This is a genomic window from Nocardia sp. NPDC019323, assembly GCF_044389845.1.
GTDB classification, from domain to species: Bacteria; Actinomycetota; Actinomycetes; order Mycobacteriales; family Mycobacteriaceae; genus Nocardia; species Nocardia implantans.
In genome coordinates this window covers 300,236-315,214 of sequence record NZ_JBIRYN010000006.1, presented here as the reverse complement: position 1 = coordinate 315,214, position 14,979 = coordinate 300,236, and the positions used below count along the sequence as shown (strand labels likewise).

The following is a 14,979-nucleotide window of genomic DNA, read 5'->3' as shown; positions in this document are numbered from 1 at the left end:
CCGCAAGCCGACGATGCGACAAGGTAACCATCGACGTGAGGAGCAATCATGCGGATCGACCATCCGACCGATGACGAACTGCGGGAGAATTTCGACGAGATGCTCCGCTCCGTGCTGACCGGCGGCGGCATCCGCACGGAGACCGGCCTCGACATGAAGACCGAGGACGCCCTGTGGGCGATCGCCCGAGCGTATCCCGAGGTGCCGGACGCGCTGGTCGACGCGGCCCGCTCGGCGTTCGCGGGCCAGCTCGACGGCTCCAACGCCCGCGAGCGCAAGGAGGCGCTGGCCCGCAAGATCGAGGAGATCAATCGTCGCCGGTCGGCCCGGTGAGCGCCGATGTCACGACCTAAGGTGGGCACATGACCGAGTGGCGCGCGTTGACCGACGGCGAGATCGTCGACCTGGCCACAGCCTTGCGGTCGCTCGACGATCCCCAGCCGATGGACGCGATACCGCGGCTGGCCGAGACGTTCGGCTGGAAAGTACTGACCGCTCACCCGGACCGGGCGATGCTGGACGCCGGTTTCGGGATGGCCAGCGGCAAGATCCACGGCCGGGACGGCCTGATCGTGGACATCAAACTGCGCGTCACCGATTTCGCCCCGGACGACGCGGACGGAAGGGCCCGGTCGAGAGACGCGTTCGCGGCGATGGTCGCGGCGCTCACCGGCGCGCTCGGCGAACCGACCGCCAGGGTCCCCGGCGCCACCGCCGAGGTCCGGTGGGCGGGTCCGGAAACCACGCTGGTGGTGGCGGACCTGGGCCGCTCGGTCCAGCTGTCCCGCACCGCCAATTCCTGGCTCGAACTGCACGATCAGGCCATCGAGCTGGAGGGGCAGGAGCAGAGTTGACCGGGTGGGGAGACTTCGCCGCCGGTTTGGCCGCGGAACTGGCCGCGCTGCGCGCCGGTTCCATTGTGAAGCTGGTGGAGTCCGATGCCGGACCGCGACGGCGATACGCCCAGTTCCTCCAGCTCGACGATGCGCTGTCGGCCGAACTGGTCGACGACGAGTGGCTCGACCCCGCCTTGCAAGCCGGCGCCGAGCGACGCGCGCTGATCGCCGGATCGGGTTGGCACGAACGCGATGCGAGCCACAGCAATTGGTGGATCGAGCTCGCTTGGCCGAGTCCGACCACCGAATACCGGCGGCTGGCCGACATGGTCGTCACCGGGTTGCGCGACGGGTTCGGCATCGCCGCCCCCACCGCCTTGGCCTATGCGGCGTGGAACGAACGTTCGGCGAACCGCAAGCTGGACCTGCCGCTGCTGGGCCTGCGGCAGGAACCGTGACGAGCGCCGCGTGCGAACCGGCGCCGTGCGAATGAACGACAACAGGCATCGTGGCGTGCACGCCCGCTCCGATGCGGTGGACGAGGGGATTTCCACGACGTGACCAGATCAGGCGGCCCGGCCACCGGCGACGAACGAGGTGTCGCCGAGACACCGACCGGCAGCGCGGCGCACGGGGCCGAAGCGGCAGCTCAGCAGCCAGCGCAGGAGCCCGATGTCGGCTTCACCTTGTCCGAAGCGGCGCCGGTCGAGGATGTCGCCGAGCGCGCCAAGACGCTCATGCACCAGGTCGCCCGCGAGCTCGCCGCGGGCGGCCCGGCGGGCTGGCAGCGGGTCGACGCGGTGTTCGCGCTGACGGTGGCCGCGGAGATCGCGCTGGCCGTCTACTCCGACGATCAGGAGCGCACCGCACGGGTGACTCCCGATCCCGAGGTCGTGGCGCTGGTCCGGGAGCATCGGCAGCTGGCGGCGGGGCTCGAGGACGGACCGTGGTGGCGTTTGCTCTTCACGCTGACCAGCGATGGCCGGATGGAGGTCGACTACGACTACGGCGACGAGCCGTTCCCGGACGACCAGCTGTTCCCGCCGGAGGTCTACCTCGCGGATCTGGCGGCTTTTCCCCGGGATTCGCTGCCGGTCTGGCTCGGCGCCTACCTCGGACACGGTGATCGTCAGGCGCGGCCGCCGCGGGTGGCGGCGGCACAGGCGCGGGCGGACCGAGAGGCGGGCGTGCGCGCCGTCGCGTCCGAGGACGAGTTGCCGCCGTTCCCGCTCATGGCCGCCCGCTGGGCCGTGCTCGCCGCGGCGTTCGTCGCGGCCGAATCACCCTGGGGACCACGGTTGTTGCCCTCCGTGAGCTGGTTCGAGGGAGCCAAGCGAAGCGGTTGTTCGCTGTACGCGCTGCCGGGCGGGCGTGCCGTGCTCTCCGGCGGGGTGTGGAACGCCCCGGAACTGGCCGCGGCCTACAACGACGGCGTCCGGCTGCCCGACCTGTACGCGGGCGCGCCGGAATGGGTGGCGGGGCAGGTGCTGAACCACCGCTGCACCAGCGGTCTGCTGACGTTCTGCTACTGGTGGGAGAACGGCCGCTGGTACCGCGGTGAGTCACCGGCGCCGGCCCGGTTCGCCGAGGCGATGCCGGGCGTGTGGAGTTCGGAGACCGTCGTGGACATCGTCGGCGGCCTGCTCGGCGACGACGCGAACGAGCGGCGCGCGGCCGTCGGCGCGCTGGTGTCCGCGGCGGAAACCGGTGGCGTCACGCGGGACGCGCTCGCCGGTGTCTTCGACGACGAACGATTCGACGTGGACGGCGCCTTCTTCCAGCTCACCATGGCCGGGGTGACCATGACCGCGCCGGAGCCGATGTCGCGGGCGGACGCGCTCGCCCGGGTGGAGCGGTTCCTCCGGGACAGCGGCGCCGACCTCGCGAACTATCCGCTGGACGACCTGCGCGCCGACCGGATCAGCGTCGGCTGGATGGTGTACCTCCCGGTCGAGCCGGGTGAGATCGCGATCGGCCGGGCGATCTACTACGTCGCCGACGACGGTGTGCTGGAACGGTCTTCGTCCTCGGTGGCGCCGTCGGTCTACCAAGCGGAGTTCGAGCGGCGGTTCCGGGACCGGCACGGCCCGGTCGGCGCGTCCTGACCTCCGCTTTCCTGCTGTGCCGCAGCGTAATCCGGCTGGCTCAGGGCGTGGCGGGAGCCACCGGGATTCGGGGCTGTACATGCGTAGGCAACCCGACTCACCATAGAATCGTTGGTGCGTCGTAAGACAATATTCGGCTTGCCGTAAGAACCGGCTGCCAGATTGACCTGTGGCGCACAGCCTTCGCGGCACGCCAGCGATGAGGAGGGTCGTCAGCGTATGAGTTGCCGGGCGCAGGAGCGTGATCCCGTACGCGGGGGCGAACGGGTCACCGCGCCGTGGCGCGCTCATCGTCGACGCCCACGTCGGGGAGGTATGCAGTTGTGCGGGTCGGAGTCATGGGCTCCGGGATCGGACTGCGGCATCGTATCTCGCCTGGCCGCATGTGCTCACTCGGCGCTCTTCCCAGCGGTGACAACACCGGCGGGGAGCTTCCGAATCGGAGGGACGGAAGGAGCGTGGCATGTCTGAGCAGCCGAATCCATGGAGCGGCCTGTCGCGCGAGGCGCAGAACGGCACCTTGGAGCTGCGCCCGGGAGCGCTCGAAGCTCTGATCAACGCGGCGAACGGCGTCCGCGTCCGCATCGCGTCGGTCAAGAAGGAACTGTCGAAGATCGATTCCCTTCCGCCGTTCGCCGATCTGTTGCTCTCGGCCGAGGCGCTCGCCTCCCGCTTCTCGGAAAAGGGAAAAGAGCTGGGCAGCATTCTGGACGACCACATCACCATCCTCGATGATCTGACCGATACTTTCTTCGCGGCGGCCAGGCACTACCGGGGTACCGAGGAGGACAACCGGGTCGATTTCGCCACGCTCGAGCGCCGAGTGAGTGAACACAAAGGGATCACCGAAAATCTCTCGAAGCGTTGGGATCCGGCCGGTTTGACCACGGCGGGCGACGGCAGCGGCAACACTTACGCGCATCCGGACTGGAACGAGGTCGGCAAACGCAAGCCCGAGGAAAACCACGGATTGCCGGCCGGTCTGGCCGACCCCGGCGAGGTGAAATTCGAGCCCCGGGGTGTGCATGCGGATGACCCGGAGAACTTCACCTATTCCCAGTACCAGACGATCATTTCCTCGATCACCGGCGGCAGTCCGAGTATGCCGATCAAGGTCGCGCAAGCCGCGTCGGATTGGCGGTGGCTGGCCGGGGAATTGAAGGAAACGTTCGACATCCTCACCAATCAGATGACGACCAGCAGGGCGAGCTGGACCAGTCCGAACAACAATGGGGGCGCCGACCGGGCCCGCCAAGCGATCACCGCCTATGGCGCCGGAACCGATCAGCTGAATACGAATATGAAGCTCATCGGCGACAGCCTGGAATACGTGTCGGAATGGCTGTACACCACCGGAGTGCTGCTCCAGCAGGGTGACGACTATCCGCCCGCACGAACTACGGGCGAGACCGACGAGGCCTACCGGCAGCGGAAGGAAGAAGCCGCGGTTCGCAATTACGTGCGAGCGATGCAAGCGGCGTATGTTCCCGGCGTAGAGGAGACCGACAAGGTCATCGCGGTGCTGCCGGATCCGATTCCGCCGACCACCGGCCAGGTGCCGGGACCAGGGCCTGGCCCCGGCGGTCCCGGACCGGGCGCCGCGCCGGGGCCGGGAACCAGCCCTGCGCAATTACGGGCGATGCAGAACGCCCAGCGGCAGGCCGAACAGCAGCGCAAAGCGTTGGAAGACGCACAGCGTCAGGCGCAACTGGACGCCCAGCGTCGCGCCGCTGAACAGCAGCAACAGCAACAGCGCCAGCAGCAACAGCAGCAACAGCAGGCCGCGCAGCAAGCCGCCCAGCAGGCCGCGCAGCAGCTGGCGCAACAGGCGCAGCAGGCCGCTCAGCAGATCGCGCAACAGGCGCAGCAGATCGGTCAGCAGGCGGCAAGCGCCGCGCAACAGGCGGCCCAGCAAGCCGCGCAGCAGGCCGCGCTGGCCGGCTTGCCCGGGATGCCGAATCTGTCCGACGCGACGAAGAAACTCGAGTCGGCGCTGGCGAAGGGCGCGGGCGGCCCCGGTGGTTCGGGCGGTCCCGGCGCACCGAAATCGGCGGCGAACCAGAACTTGGAGAAGGCGTCGAAGTTGTTCCCGCGGGCAGCGTCGAACGCCGTCACCGCGACCGCCACCGGGCGCGCCGGTCTCGCGGCGGGCCAGGGCATGATGGGCGGCCCCGGCATGCCGATGGGCGGCCCCGGCGCCGCCCAGGGCGGACAGCAGAAGGAGCACAAGCGCGCCGACTATCTCGATTCCACCGAGCATCTGGAAGAGGCGCTGGGTGAGGCGCCCGTGGTAGCGAAACCGGTTGTCGAGCAATGAACGACACGTGGGAGTTCTCCGGTCTCGAATTCGCCGCGGCCTGGCACGCGGCGAAGGAGAGCCTGCCCGACCCGTTCTTCTACCTCAGCGGCACGACCTACTACGACGACGCGCGCAGGCAGAAAGACGAAGCGTGGCAGCGCATCCGAACCCGATGGGGCCGTGCGCTGGAGGAGTTGATGGACGTGCTCATGGTTCCCGACATCCGGCTGGTGATCCGTGGGATCGACGGCAGGGACGCGCGGAATCCGAAGGGTAAGATCCGCATGCTCGCCAGCCGGAAGGGCGACCGGGCGTTCCTGGTGACCCAGAAACCGGGAGCGGAACGGCCGACGGGGGGATTCACCGTCGCCGAACACGACGCGCTGTCGCTCGGCCACGCCGTGGCGGCCGCGCTGCCGAAGGTCGATGCCGGGCGCGGGCGCGCCTTCGATCTCATCGAGCCCGACGGCGACGGCCTCGACCACTCCTATGGCCGATCCCTGGTGCACGACGTCGAAGACCGCGCGGCGAGCCGCAGCGAGTCCTTCGATCGCGCGCCCGCCGCCACGGTGGGCACCATCGTGGTGGAGCAGGGGCATTCGCGCTTCGGTCCGCGCGGTATCGCCCGAGTGGATCTGGCCTGGCGCGATCTGGTCGACGACGGGCGCTATGCGATCGTGCCGGGCAATCCGCCGACGGTCGTCGCGGCGGACGTGCGGCGGCTGACCGAATTGATCAACGCGCGGATCGCCGAAGTCGTCCAAACCATCAAAGACGAGCGGATGTGATCGACGTATGCGCGATGCCATTTCGACCGGAGGAGGTATCGGATGACCACGCCGGGCCCGATCGAAGAATTCCCGACGGAATTCGTGGCCACTTCGCTCACCGGCTCGATTTCCGTGCGCACCACCGAAACGGGTCTGCCGCTGGGGATCAAGGTCGACGCCGATCAATTGCGCCGCGACCCGGAAGCACTGGCGGGCGAGGTGCTGCGATTGTGCAGACAGGCGGCGAACCGCGCGGGTCTGGCGCGGCGGGCGCAATTGCGGCAACTGGGATTCACCGCGGAGATGCTGGCGCTGACCGGACTGCCCACCGAACAGCAGGTGGCGACGCAGGAGCTCATCGACGAGCAGGAGTACGACACCGAACCGCAGAGCTGGCTGCGATCGGTCTGAGCGGCAGTGGAATTCGTGAGGTCGGCATGGTCGAAACAATGGACGAGCTCATCGCTCGGGTGCGCAATCAGCTCTACCGGCTCACCGATCTCCATGACGCCGTGAACGGGATCCGGGTAGCCGAGACATCGCCCGACGGCGCGGTGACCGCGGAAGTGGACGGTAACGCCGCGTTGGTCGGACTGAGCTTTTCCGCCGCGTTGTCGAAACTTTCGCCGGAGGAGTTCGAGAAAACGGTCGTCGATACCGCGCGAGCGGCCGCGCACAAGGCTTTTGCGCAACGCGGCGCGCTTATCACCGCATTCAATGAGGAGGCCACCGGGTAGTCACCGGATGTTAACCACTATGGGATCGCGATAAGCGGTCCGCGCTGGGTAGAGTTGAATACGAAACGTCGGGGGATGTTTCGGGATTGGACGATGATCATGAGTCACATTGAAGTAGTCCCGGATGCGCTGCGTGTGTACGGAAGCGAATCGGCGGCCATGGCCGCCGGAGTGGGAGCGATCGCCGCGACCGACCAAGCCGCGACGGTCGCCGCGGTGGTCCCGGTGTTCGGCCTGATCGGCCAGGAGTTCCTCGTCTCGTACGCCTTCGCCCAGGCCAATCACCTGTCGTCGGTGGCGCAGCTCGCCGCCGTGCACGCGGGCACCGCGCTGACGGCACATCAGGCCGCCGCCACCTACGAGGGCACGGACACCGCCTCGGGCGCGGCCATCGGAGCGATCCGCGCGCGGTCATGACCACGCCGGGAGCCGTTCCGCCGCCTGGCGCCGATCCGCTGGATCCCACGGTCCTGGAATTGCTGCGGGGCAGCGCTCTCGCGCCCATGCTCGACCTGCCGGTGAACGATGTCCTGCGCAGCATGGGATTACCGAATCTGCCGGAGCTGCCCGCCTTCGTGCACCTGCCGGAGCTGCCGCCGCTGCCGACGATCGATCTGGGCGCGCTCATGCGCCCGCTGACCGATCTCGCCTCCGCGTTCGGCACCGGTCAGCTCGCCGCGCCCGCGCCGGCGCAGGCCGGTGCTCCCGCCGCGGGGCAGGCTCCCCCGGTGGACCCGACTCAGTTGTTGCAGAACGTGTCCACCGTGATGCAGACGGTGATGCAGGTCGGTTCCTCCCTGGTGCAGACCCTGATGTCGGTATGGCAGGGCATGGCCGCGATGGAGGCCGCGAAGAAGGCCGGCGAGGCGCAGACCGACGCGGGTGAGCTGGCGGCGCAGAGCACGCAGGAGAAGGCGGTGCTCGGCAACGCGGCGGGCAGCGTCTTCACCGGCGCCGGCTTGATGGCGGCGGTGCTGGCGAAGTTCTCCACCACCATGGCCTTCGCGCCCCTGCTGGCGGCCTCGCCGGGGGGACAGGGCTTCCTGGTCGCCTCCGCGATCGAGGCGACCACCGAGGCGCTGGCGATCACGGCCAAGACGAAAGCCGAGCTGGTCGGTCACAGCGCGAGCATGACGCAGGCAGGTCAGAAGGTCCCGATCACGAACGCGCCTACGGGCGTGAAGTCGGCCGAACAGCTCACCCAGTTGATGAGCATGATCACGCCGCTGATCAGCACGGCCGGTCAGGTGGCGCAGTCGCTCGGACAGTTGGCGGCGGCCAATCCTTCGCTGCTGGCGCCGAAATCGATCAGCGCGCCCGGCGCGCACGAAGCCGAGGACGCACCCGGGGAGGGCAAGGAAGGCGAGCACGCCGGTGGCGCGGGCGGTGCCGGTGGCATCGGCGGTGGCTTCCCCGGCGCGATCGCCGCGGCCGCCGCACCGCTGAACCCGTGGCCGGGGACCCGCGTGGCCGGTGGATCGCTCGGCAACATCGGCGCCGCCACCGCCGCCGGTACCGGAGCGGGAACGTCGTCCGCCACCGTCGCGGGAACCACCGCGGCGGGGACCGGAACCGGGACGGGATATGTGCCGATGGGCGGTGCGGGCATGGCAAGCGCGGGCCTGGCCCGCGACGGCGAATCGACCACCGACGCGCTGCGCGGCCAGATGGTCACCGGCCAGCACGGCGACGAAGTGGTCGGCCGGATCGAAGGGGTCTCGCTGCCGGTGGTCGGCGCGGCCGACACGACATCGGAACCACCGCCGGACAAGGAACTCACGCTCTGACGCGAGTGCCGAGCAGTACACAGGAGGGTCTTATGAGTGACGGGCGGGGTCAGATGTACGACAGCGTGCGTTTCGACTCGGTCACGGCGGCCAAGGCGTCATCCGGGCTGGACGCGCTGGCCGACCGGTTGGCGTCGGATCTGCGCGCCACCGAGGAGGCGCTGACCGTCGTGCCCGCCGGGGCCGACGAGGTCTCCGGCCGAGCCGCGCGGACCGCGAACGACGTCGCGTCGTCGTATCTGGCCGGCGCGCAGGCGGGCGTGCACGAACTGCGCAAGCTGGCGGCCACCTTGCGGCTGCAGTCGAACCGGTTCGACGGCATGGAATCGGCGAATACGGCGGATTTCGACACCACGGGCGGCCGGTCGGCCTGACCGTCGTCGCGCAACCGAAAGGTCCTCCGCAGCAATGATCGAACCACCGCAGCCAGGTTTCACCGGCGTGGTGTGGACCGCGCGCCCACCCGAGCGGCTCGCGCGCGATCTCACCACCGGGCCGGGCGCCGTGCCGATGGCCGAAGCCGTCGCCGCGTGGTCGCGCCTGGCCGCGTCGTTCGGCGCCGCTGTGGCCGAGTACGAGAAGGTTCTCGCGGACGTGCGCGGAGCCTGGCAGTCGGGGCGCAGCGACGAGGTGCTGCGACAGATCTCGACGCTGCGGGACTGGCTGGTCGACGCCGCCGCCGCTGCGGCGGCCAACGCCGCGCGATTCCAGGCCCAGGTCACCGCTTACGAGATCGCCCGGTTGGCCATGCCCGATACCGCCGACCTGGAAAACCTGCAGCAGCTACAGCGGATGCTGGAGTCGATGGGCGGGATGCTCGGTGGGCCGATCCGCGCGATCGCCGCCGAGACGGATGCCGACCAGGACGCGGCGAAGGCCGTGGCCTCGCGGGTCATGCGGAACTACGAGCTGGCCACCGAGCCGCTGGCCCTGCCGTGGCAGCACCAGGAGCCGCCCGTGGTGGCGCCGGAGCAGGCGCTGGCCGCCGAACAGGCCGAGGCGGCACAGTCGGCCGCGGTGCCGCGCGGTGCCGCGCCGATCGGTGCGCTGCCGATCGGGACGGCGCCCATCCCGGCGATGCCGCGAGTGCGCACCGCCTATCAGGCGCCGGTGTACGCGCAGTCGGCCACAGCCGCCGACGTCGTTCCGCGCACGACGCAGGCCACCACGGTGAACACGGGCGGCCAACCGGCTCCGCTCGTTCCAGGGGCATTGGGGCAGGCCGGGTCCGCACCGGATGCGGCGCGATTCCCGCGCGCCAGCCTGCCGACGGAGACCAGCGATCAGATCGGTTTCGAGGGCGGCATCCAGGCCGCGCCCGCGGTGCTCGGCGGCGCCGAACCCGCGGCTGTCGCGCAGACGGAGACCAGTCCAGAGCCGGGAGGTGCGCCGTGACGTCACTGACGAACGACGCGCTGCTCGTCGTCGCCGAGCGGCTCGGTGTGCAGACCTTGCCGCTGGTGCTTTCGGTGGCGCCGCAACAGGACTCGATCGAGGAATATCGCGCCGCACGGGAGCGCGCGCTGTCCGGCCTGGTCGGCGCGGGCCTGCTCGACGCAGAAGGCGAAGTCGAATCCGGCCTGGCCGCAGCTCTGTTGGTGCTGGCGCAGCCGGATCGCGAGCTCGTCGCCCGTGTCTACGCCGAGGACGGCGCCCGCCGCTTCTGCCTGGCGCGCCGGGGCGAGCAGCACGCGCTCGCCGTGCGCTCGGGCGACAGCTTCGAGGTGCGATCCCTCTGGGCCGACGGCTCGGACGCGTCACTGGCTCGCCCACTGCTGGCCGCGCTCGGACCGTGCGAACCCGCGCAGATCACCGGATTCAGCGCACCCGCTGGCGAACTGGCCGACCGGATGGACGCGGCCGAAGGCTCCGGTGATTTCGCCGACGCGGTGTACGCCCTCGGCGTCGGTGAGCGTGACGCCGCCGTGCTCGGACTCGCCTTCGGCTCCTGCCGTGCCTACGCCGAGATCGTGGCCTACGCCCATCAGGACGGGCTGACCAGCAGGGCGCCCGGCGCGGTGGTGGTGTACGACACCGGCCGCGGCCGCATCGTCGTCGCCCCCATGGTCGCGCCGGATCAGCAGATCTGGTCGACGGTCACGACGGGCACCGACCACCGGGTGACTCAGGCGGTCGCCACATTGCTGGAAGGGCTGCCCGGGGGGAGGTGGCTGCCTCAGTAGCTGTCGAGTCGCAAGAAAACTCGGTTGCCACATTGCTCGGTGAGATCGTCCGGATCTCCGCACCAACAACACTTCTGACGGAAGGACCACACGAAATGGCTTACACAACTCTCGGCGACGGCTCGGGGAACACCTACGGTGTCGAAGAGGGCGGCATCGACAGCGTTGTCAGCCGCATGGAGGACTCGATCTCGACGCTGCGCACCTCGATCAACCAGATCGACGAGTCGGTGCAGGCCGTCGCGCGCGGCTGGCAGGGTGACGCCCACCGCGAGTTCAACACCGCCGCCGCCGAATGGCACGACGAGGTCACCGCGCTCAACGGCAAGCTCGACCGGCTCTCGCAGGCCGTGACCTCCGGCAAGAACACCATCGTCGGCTCCGACCAGGCGGGTCTGGCCTGACCGCTGGACGGTGCTGCCGTCCGGCCGGATCCCAATCTCTCAGCAGAAGGAAGACAACAATGACCATCAAGTACAACTCCCCGGCCATCACCGAGATGGTCAGTGACCTCAACCAGTACGGCTCCAACATGAAGGCGCAGATCGACGAGCTCAACGGCGCCGCGGCGTCGTTCCGGGAGAACCTGCAGGGTGAGCAGGCGGTCGCGAACTTCAACAAGGCGCACAACGACCTGACCACCGAGCTGGAGGACACGCTGCAGAAGCTGGACAACCTCGGCGTCAAGGTCGAGAACGCGCTGAACCGCGCGATCGAGGCCGACGGCAAGGTCGGCGACGGTTTCGCCTCCTTCTGAGCGCGCGAAGCGCCGAACGGCGGCCGGCTGGAACGGTAAGGGTTCCAGCCGGCCGCTTCGTGCGGTCAGCGGGCCGCGAGCGACTCGCCGATGTAGTGCATCTCGTCCGGTGTGGTGACCATCAGTACGGTCGCGCTGCGCGCGGCGGTGCGCACCGTGATCCGGTTCGGCGCCTGCGGATCCTGCACCAGCGTGACGTCGGCGTCGACCGACCTGCCGGGATCGTCCGGCCGCCGCACGTGCACGATCGTCGCGCCGCCCGCGTGCGCGATCGGCGGGAGACCGTCGAACACCAGCACCGTCGTGCTCGGATAGGGAGCGGCGGGCGTCGGCGGGGGAGCGGGCGGGTGGTAGCTGGCGCCCGCGGCCCGCGGAGCGATCGAGAGGACCTGCGGCGCACCGAGATTCGCCACCATGGTGTGCCATGCCTCGGGCCGGGCGGTGTGCACGATGGCATGGGCGCCCAGCGCGGTGGCGCGCAGGATCACCTGCTGAGCCAGATCCAGATTGCCGATCACTTCCAGGTGCCTGGTGCCCTCGCCGATCAGCGGCACCGCGATGCCCTGCCCGCGCTCGTCGGCGCCGATGAGCTGGCCGCAGCCCGCTGTCGGCACCGCGAACTCGGCCAGCGCGGCCAGGGTGCCGCGATAGGCGATGTCGCTGCCCCAGCGGCCCGCGTAGCCGATGGGCAGGGTGTCCAACAGGATTCGCAGCTGGTTGCCGATCAGCTCGCGCAAACCGGGCAGCGGTGGTTCCTCGGGCGGCGCGACGGTGTCGAAGCGGACGACGGCGTTGAGCACCACGGTGTCGGCGAAATCGGTGTGCCGGTCGTGGCGGCCCGTTCCCGGCCGCAGGCGCAACGTCACCGTGGTGGACAAGCTGGGCACCGCCCAGATGCCGGCCAGTCCGCGCGGGCCGATCATGTCGGCCGCGATCTGGTACTGGGTGAGGTAACGGCCTTGGTACTCCAGCGTTTTCGGTGACTCGGCGAGCTGGTCGACATCGAAGCCGTGGGTGAGTTGACGCACCGCGGCGTTCATCTCGGTGGCGGTCAGCACGGAAACGGCGATGTCGTGCGCGGCCAGCCGGTTGGCGACCCGGCGGGTGGCGATGATCGCGGTGCGCAGCGCGCCGCTGCCACCGCCGCCGCGCTTGTCCACCGCCTCGGCGTTGGCCAGCGGATCCATCCGCAGCACCAGCCAGCAGGTGCGGTGCGCGATGGCGGGCAGCGGGCCGAGGATGCGGTCGTAGAGTTGCGCGGCCACGCCGGTGCCCGCGGTGCGCGCGCCGGTGCTCACCACGTCGATGCCCGCCAGGGTCAGATCGAATTGATCGAGGCAGCGGGCGATCTCGGGCAGCGGAAGCAGTTGATCGGTGCTGAGCGAGCCACGATCCAGCAGCGTCAGCGTGTCCGGCGGCGGATCGATCCTGAGCATGGTGAGCAGCAGGTCGCCGTCCCAGCGCACCCCGTAGGCGCCGCCCTCGGCCAGCGGCACGTCGAGCGCGGGCGCCTGCGACAGGCGTTCGGCCGGGCGCAATCCCGGGCGCCTGCGTGCGATCGCGCTACCGATGCGCTCGGCCGGCGTGTGTCCACCGACCGGCACCAGACCGGCCAGCGCGACCACCGCGCCCGCGGCGATCGCGCCACGGATCGAATCGCCGACGGCGAGAACGATCCACGCGACGGCGGCGGCCGATATCGACACTGGCACGACCACGCGCAGCGGAAAAATGCGAAACAACCAGAATTCCGGATCGCGCAGTGTGTCGTAGTCCGATCGGCGTTGATTTCTCGGCGGCGCATCCATTATTTCACTATTGGTTGCCTCGCCGTTCATCGTTTCGTTCACCGTTGTTCGTCCCCGCTTCGTTTCGTGACGGCCGCCGTCGATCGGGTCGTGATTCCATCGGTTCAGGGCCGTCGGTGAATTACGGTACCGTGTCGAAGAGAATGGTGATCGATAGCTCGATGGAGACCATGTGCCGGCACAGCTGACCACCCGCGCCCAGGTCAACGGATACCGATTCCTGTTGCGCAGGCTCGATCACGCGCTGGTCCGCCGCGACGTGCGCATGTTGCACGATCCGATGCGTTCGCAGATCCGCTCCTTGCTCGTCGGCGCGGTGCTCGGTGTGCTCGTGGTGGCGGGCGCCGCGATCCTGGCCTTCCTGCGTCCGCAGGGCGCGATCGGCGACGCCGTGATCGTCTCGGGAAAGCAGAGCGGCGCGTTGTACGTGGTGGTGCAGGGCCAGGACGGCGGCAAGACGCTGCATCCGGTGCTGAATCTGGCGTCGGCGCGGTTGATCACGGGCGCCGACGCGGAGCCGCACGCGGTGAAGGACGACAAGCTCAACGATCTGCCGCGCGGGCCGCTGCTCGGCATTCCGGGAGCGCCGAGCGCGCTGCCCGGCTCCGCGCAGGGCAGCAAGTCGGAGTGGTCGCTGTGCGAGACCATCGCGCTGTCCGAAGGCGGTAGCGCCGCCTCGTCCTCCGGCGGCACGACGACGGTGATCGCGGGCCACCCCGCGCTCGCGGACCGGATCCGGACCGCGAATCACGACGAGGCCCTGCTCGTGCGGCGCGACAACAAGACCTACCTGGTCTACGACGGCAAGCGCGCCGAGGTGGACCCGGCCAACTCGGTGATGGCCAGGGCGCTGGACCTGCGCGCCCAGCGGCCGCGTCCGGTCGGCACCGGTCTGCTCGGCGCGACGACGCAGGTGCCGGCGCTGACGCCGCCGCAGATCCCACGGGCTGGCGAGCGCGGGCCGGGCCCGCTGTCGGAGATCCCGGTGGGCGGCGTCATCTCGGTGTCCGGCGTGGGCCCCGACGGCGGTTCCGCGCTGTATGTCGTGCTCGCCGACGGTTTGCAGCCGATATCGCCGTTCACCGCGCAGGTGATCAGGTACGCCGACTCGCACGGCATGCGCGAGATCGCGACCATGCCGCCCGACGTGCTGGACCGGGTTCCGGTGGTCCGGCAATTGCCGGTCGACGACTTCCCGGTGCGCACCCCGCGAATCCTGCCCGCCGAGGACGCGCCCGTGGCCTGCGTGGCCTGGGCGAAGTCGCCGGGCGCCGCTCCAGGGCCGAGCGAGGACAACGCGGGCGACGGCCCCGGTGAGCGAGCCGCGGTCAGCCTGCTGGTCGGCACTCGCCTGCCGATCGCGGAGTCCGCGAAACCCGTCGAGGTGTCCACCTCCGACGGCGTCGGCGACCGGGTCGACGCGGCCTACATCCCCCCGGGCTCAGGGGAATTCGTGCAGGTTACCGGGATGGAGCCGGGCAGCCCGCGCCGCGACAGCCTGTTCTACGTCGCCGACACCGGCGTCCGCTACGGCATTCCGGACGCGGCCACCGCGAACGTGCTCGGACTCGGCGGCTCTGCGCGCCTCGCGCCGTGGGCGATCATCGGCCAGCTGGTCCCCGGTCCCACGCTGTCGGCGCGCGAAGCGCTGGTCAGCCACGATTCGCTGCCCACGAAATGAGCCGCGGCGGACCGGT

17 protein-coding genes are annotated in these 14,979 nt (G+C 69.8%); 16 read left to right on the top strand and 1 reads right to left on the bottom strand.

Going from position 1 to position 14,979, the window contains the following annotated elements:
* Nucleotides 1-48: 48 nt before the first annotated feature.
* The 15 genes from ACH49X_RS23575 to ACH49X_RS23505 all read left to right on the top strand — a co-directional run bounded on the left by ACH49X_RS23575 (nt 49) and on the right by ACH49X_RS23505 (nt 11,474).
* Nucleotides 49-333: a hypothetical protein gene (locus ACH49X_RS23575; protein ID WP_195080393.1), complete on the top strand. Its 285-nt coding sequence runs from the start codon at nt 49-51 to the stop codon at nt 331-333.
* Nucleotides 334-362: 29 nt separating this feature from the next.
* The gene (locus tag ACH49X_RS23570) at nt 363-854 is read left to right on the top strand and encodes a DUF6301 family protein (protein ID WP_357106628.1); all 492 of its coding nucleotides are present in this window, start codon (nt 363-365) and stop codon (nt 852-854) included.
* Nucleotides 851-1,294, top strand: a complete 444-nt coding sequence (locus ACH49X_RS23565) for a TY-Chap domain-containing protein (protein ID WP_357207662.1) — start codon at nt 851-853, stop codon at nt 1,292-1,294. Before ACH49X_RS23570 ends, ACH49X_RS23565 begins: the two co-directional genes overlap by 4 nt.
* A 99-nt stretch (nt 1,295-1,393) precedes the next feature.
* Complete coding sequence (locus tag ACH49X_RS23560) at nt 1,394-2,941, top strand: hypothetical protein (RefSeq protein WP_357207660.1); 1,548 nt, start codon at nt 1,394-1,396, stop codon at nt 2,939-2,941.
* 463 nt (nt 2,942-3,404) lie between these two features.
* Nucleotides 3,405-5,258: a hypothetical protein gene (locus ACH49X_RS23555; protein WP_357207657.1), complete on the top strand. Its 1,854-nt coding sequence runs from the start codon at nt 3,405-3,407 to the stop codon at nt 5,256-5,258.
* Nucleotides 5,255-6,028 carry an ESX secretion-associated protein EspG gene (locus ACH49X_RS23550; RefSeq protein WP_357106619.1) on the top strand — a complete coding sequence of 258 codons (774 nt, stop codon included), beginning with the start codon at nt 5,255-5,257 and terminating at the stop codon, nt 6,026-6,028. The genes ACH49X_RS23555 and ACH49X_RS23550 overlap by 4 nt, the downstream gene beginning before the upstream one ends.
* A gap of 42 nt (nt 6,029-6,070) precedes the next feature.
* Nucleotides 6,071-6,421 (top strand): hypothetical protein, encoded by a 351-nt coding sequence (locus tag ACH49X_RS23545; RefSeq protein ID WP_357106616.1) that lies wholly within the window; start codon nt 6,071-6,073, stop codon nt 6,419-6,421.
* 38 nt (nt 6,422-6,459) lie between these two features.
* Complete coding sequence (locus ACH49X_RS23540) at nt 6,460-6,747, top strand: YbaB/EbfC family nucleoid-associated protein (protein WP_357106613.1); 288 nt, start codon at nt 6,460-6,462, stop codon at nt 6,745-6,747.
* A gap of 99 nt (nt 6,748-6,846) precedes the next feature.
* Nucleotides 6,847-7,164 (top strand): type VII secretion target, encoded by a 318-nt coding sequence (locus ACH49X_RS23535; protein WP_195080400.1) that lies wholly within the window; start codon nt 6,847-6,849, stop codon nt 7,162-7,164.
* Complete coding sequence (locus ACH49X_RS23530) at nt 7,161-8,534, top strand: hypothetical protein (RefSeq protein ID WP_195080401.1); 1,374 nt, start codon at nt 7,161-7,163, stop codon at nt 8,532-8,534. The genes ACH49X_RS23535 and ACH49X_RS23530 overlap by 4 nt, the downstream gene beginning before the upstream one ends.
* A gap of 32 nt (nt 8,535-8,566) precedes the next feature.
* Entirely contained in the window at nt 8,567-8,908 is a 342-nt protein-coding gene (locus tag ACH49X_RS23525) for a PE family protein (protein ID WP_323124512.1), read from the top strand.
* Nucleotides 8,909-8,942: 34 nt separating this feature from the next.
* Nucleotides 8,943-9,929 (top strand): PPE domain-containing protein, encoded by a 987-nt coding sequence (locus ACH49X_RS23520; protein WP_195080402.1) that lies wholly within the window; start codon nt 8,943-8,945, stop codon nt 9,927-9,929.
* The gene (locus tag ACH49X_RS23515; RefSeq protein WP_195080403.1) at nt 9,926-10,717 is read left to right on the top strand and encodes an ESX secretion-associated protein EspG; all 792 of its coding nucleotides are present in this window, start codon (nt 9,926-9,928) and stop codon (nt 10,715-10,717) included. The genes ACH49X_RS23520 and ACH49X_RS23515 overlap by 4 nt, the downstream gene beginning before the upstream one ends.
* A gap of 95 nt (nt 10,718-10,812) precedes the next feature.
* On the top strand, nt 10,813-11,121 hold the full coding sequence (locus tag ACH49X_RS23510) for a WXG100 family type VII secretion target (RefSeq protein ID WP_195080404.1): 309 nt from the start codon (nt 10,813-10,815) through the stop codon (nt 11,119-11,121).
* A gap of 59 nt (nt 11,122-11,180) precedes the next feature.
* Complete coding sequence (locus ACH49X_RS23505) at nt 11,181-11,474, top strand: WXG100 family type VII secretion target (protein WP_195080405.1); 294 nt, start codon at nt 11,181-11,183, stop codon at nt 11,472-11,474.
* 65 nt (nt 11,475-11,539) lie between these two features.
* Here the strand turns inward: ACH49X_RS23505 and eccE are convergent, their stop codons facing one another.
* Nucleotides 11,540-13,324, bottom strand: coding sequence for a type VII secretion protein EccE (gene eccE / locus ACH49X_RS23500; RefSeq protein WP_323124511.1), 1,785 nt, complete (start codon nt 13,322-13,324; stop codon nt 11,540-11,542).
* A 130-nt stretch (nt 13,325-13,454) separates the two neighbouring features.
* Here eccE and eccB point away from each other — a divergent pair, with 130 nt between their 5' ends.
* Complete coding sequence (gene eccB, locus ACH49X_RS23495; RefSeq protein ID WP_195080406.1) at nt 13,455-14,963, top strand: type VII secretion protein EccB; 1,509 nt, start codon at nt 13,455-13,457, stop codon at nt 14,961-14,963.
* Nucleotides 14,964-14,979 lie beyond the last annotated feature (16 nt).

What these genes read in the sequence shown, in the direction of transcription:
- ACH49X_RS23575 (WP_195080393.1), top strand. Translation starts at nt 49, where the DNA reads ATGCGGATCGACCATCCGACCGATGACGAACTGCGGGAGAATTTCGAC.
- ACH49X_RS23570 (WP_357106628.1), top strand. Translation starts at nt 363, where the DNA reads ATGACCGAGTGGCGCGCGTTGACCGACGGCGAGATCGTCGACCTGGCC.
- ACH49X_RS23555 (WP_357207657.1), top strand. Translation starts at nt 3,405, where the DNA reads ATGTCTGAGCAGCCGAATCCATGGAGCGGCCTGTCGCGCGAGGCGCAG.
- ACH49X_RS23550 (WP_357106619.1), top strand. Translation starts at nt 5,255, where the DNA reads ATGAACGACACGTGGGAGTTCTCCGGTCTCGAATTCGCCGCGGCCTGG.
- ACH49X_RS23545 (WP_357106616.1), top strand. Translation starts at nt 6,071, where the DNA reads ATGACCACGCCGGGCCCGATCGAAGAATTCCCGACGGAATTCGTGGCC.
- ACH49X_RS23540 (WP_357106613.1), top strand. Translation starts at nt 6,460, where the DNA reads ATGGACGAGCTCATCGCTCGGGTGCGCAATCAGCTCTACCGGCTCACC.
- ACH49X_RS23535 (WP_195080400.1), top strand. Translation starts at nt 6,847, where the DNA reads ATGAGTCACATTGAAGTAGTCCCGGATGCGCTGCGTGTGTACGGAAGC.
- ACH49X_RS23530 (WP_195080401.1), top strand. Translation starts at nt 7,161, where the DNA reads ATGACCACGCCGGGAGCCGTTCCGCCGCCTGGCGCCGATCCGCTGGAT.
- ACH49X_RS23525 (WP_323124512.1), top strand. Translation starts at nt 8,567, where the DNA reads ATGAGTGACGGGCGGGGTCAGATGTACGACAGCGTGCGTTTCGACTCG.
- ACH49X_RS23520 (WP_195080402.1), top strand. Translation starts at nt 8,943, where the DNA reads ATGATCGAACCACCGCAGCCAGGTTTCACCGGCGTGGTGTGGACCGCG.
- ACH49X_RS23510 (WP_195080404.1), top strand. Translation starts at nt 10,813, where the DNA reads ATGGCTTACACAACTCTCGGCGACGGCTCGGGGAACACCTACGGTGTC.
- ACH49X_RS23505 (WP_195080405.1), top strand. Translation starts at nt 11,181, where the DNA reads ATGACCATCAAGTACAACTCCCCGGCCATCACCGAGATGGTCAGTGAC.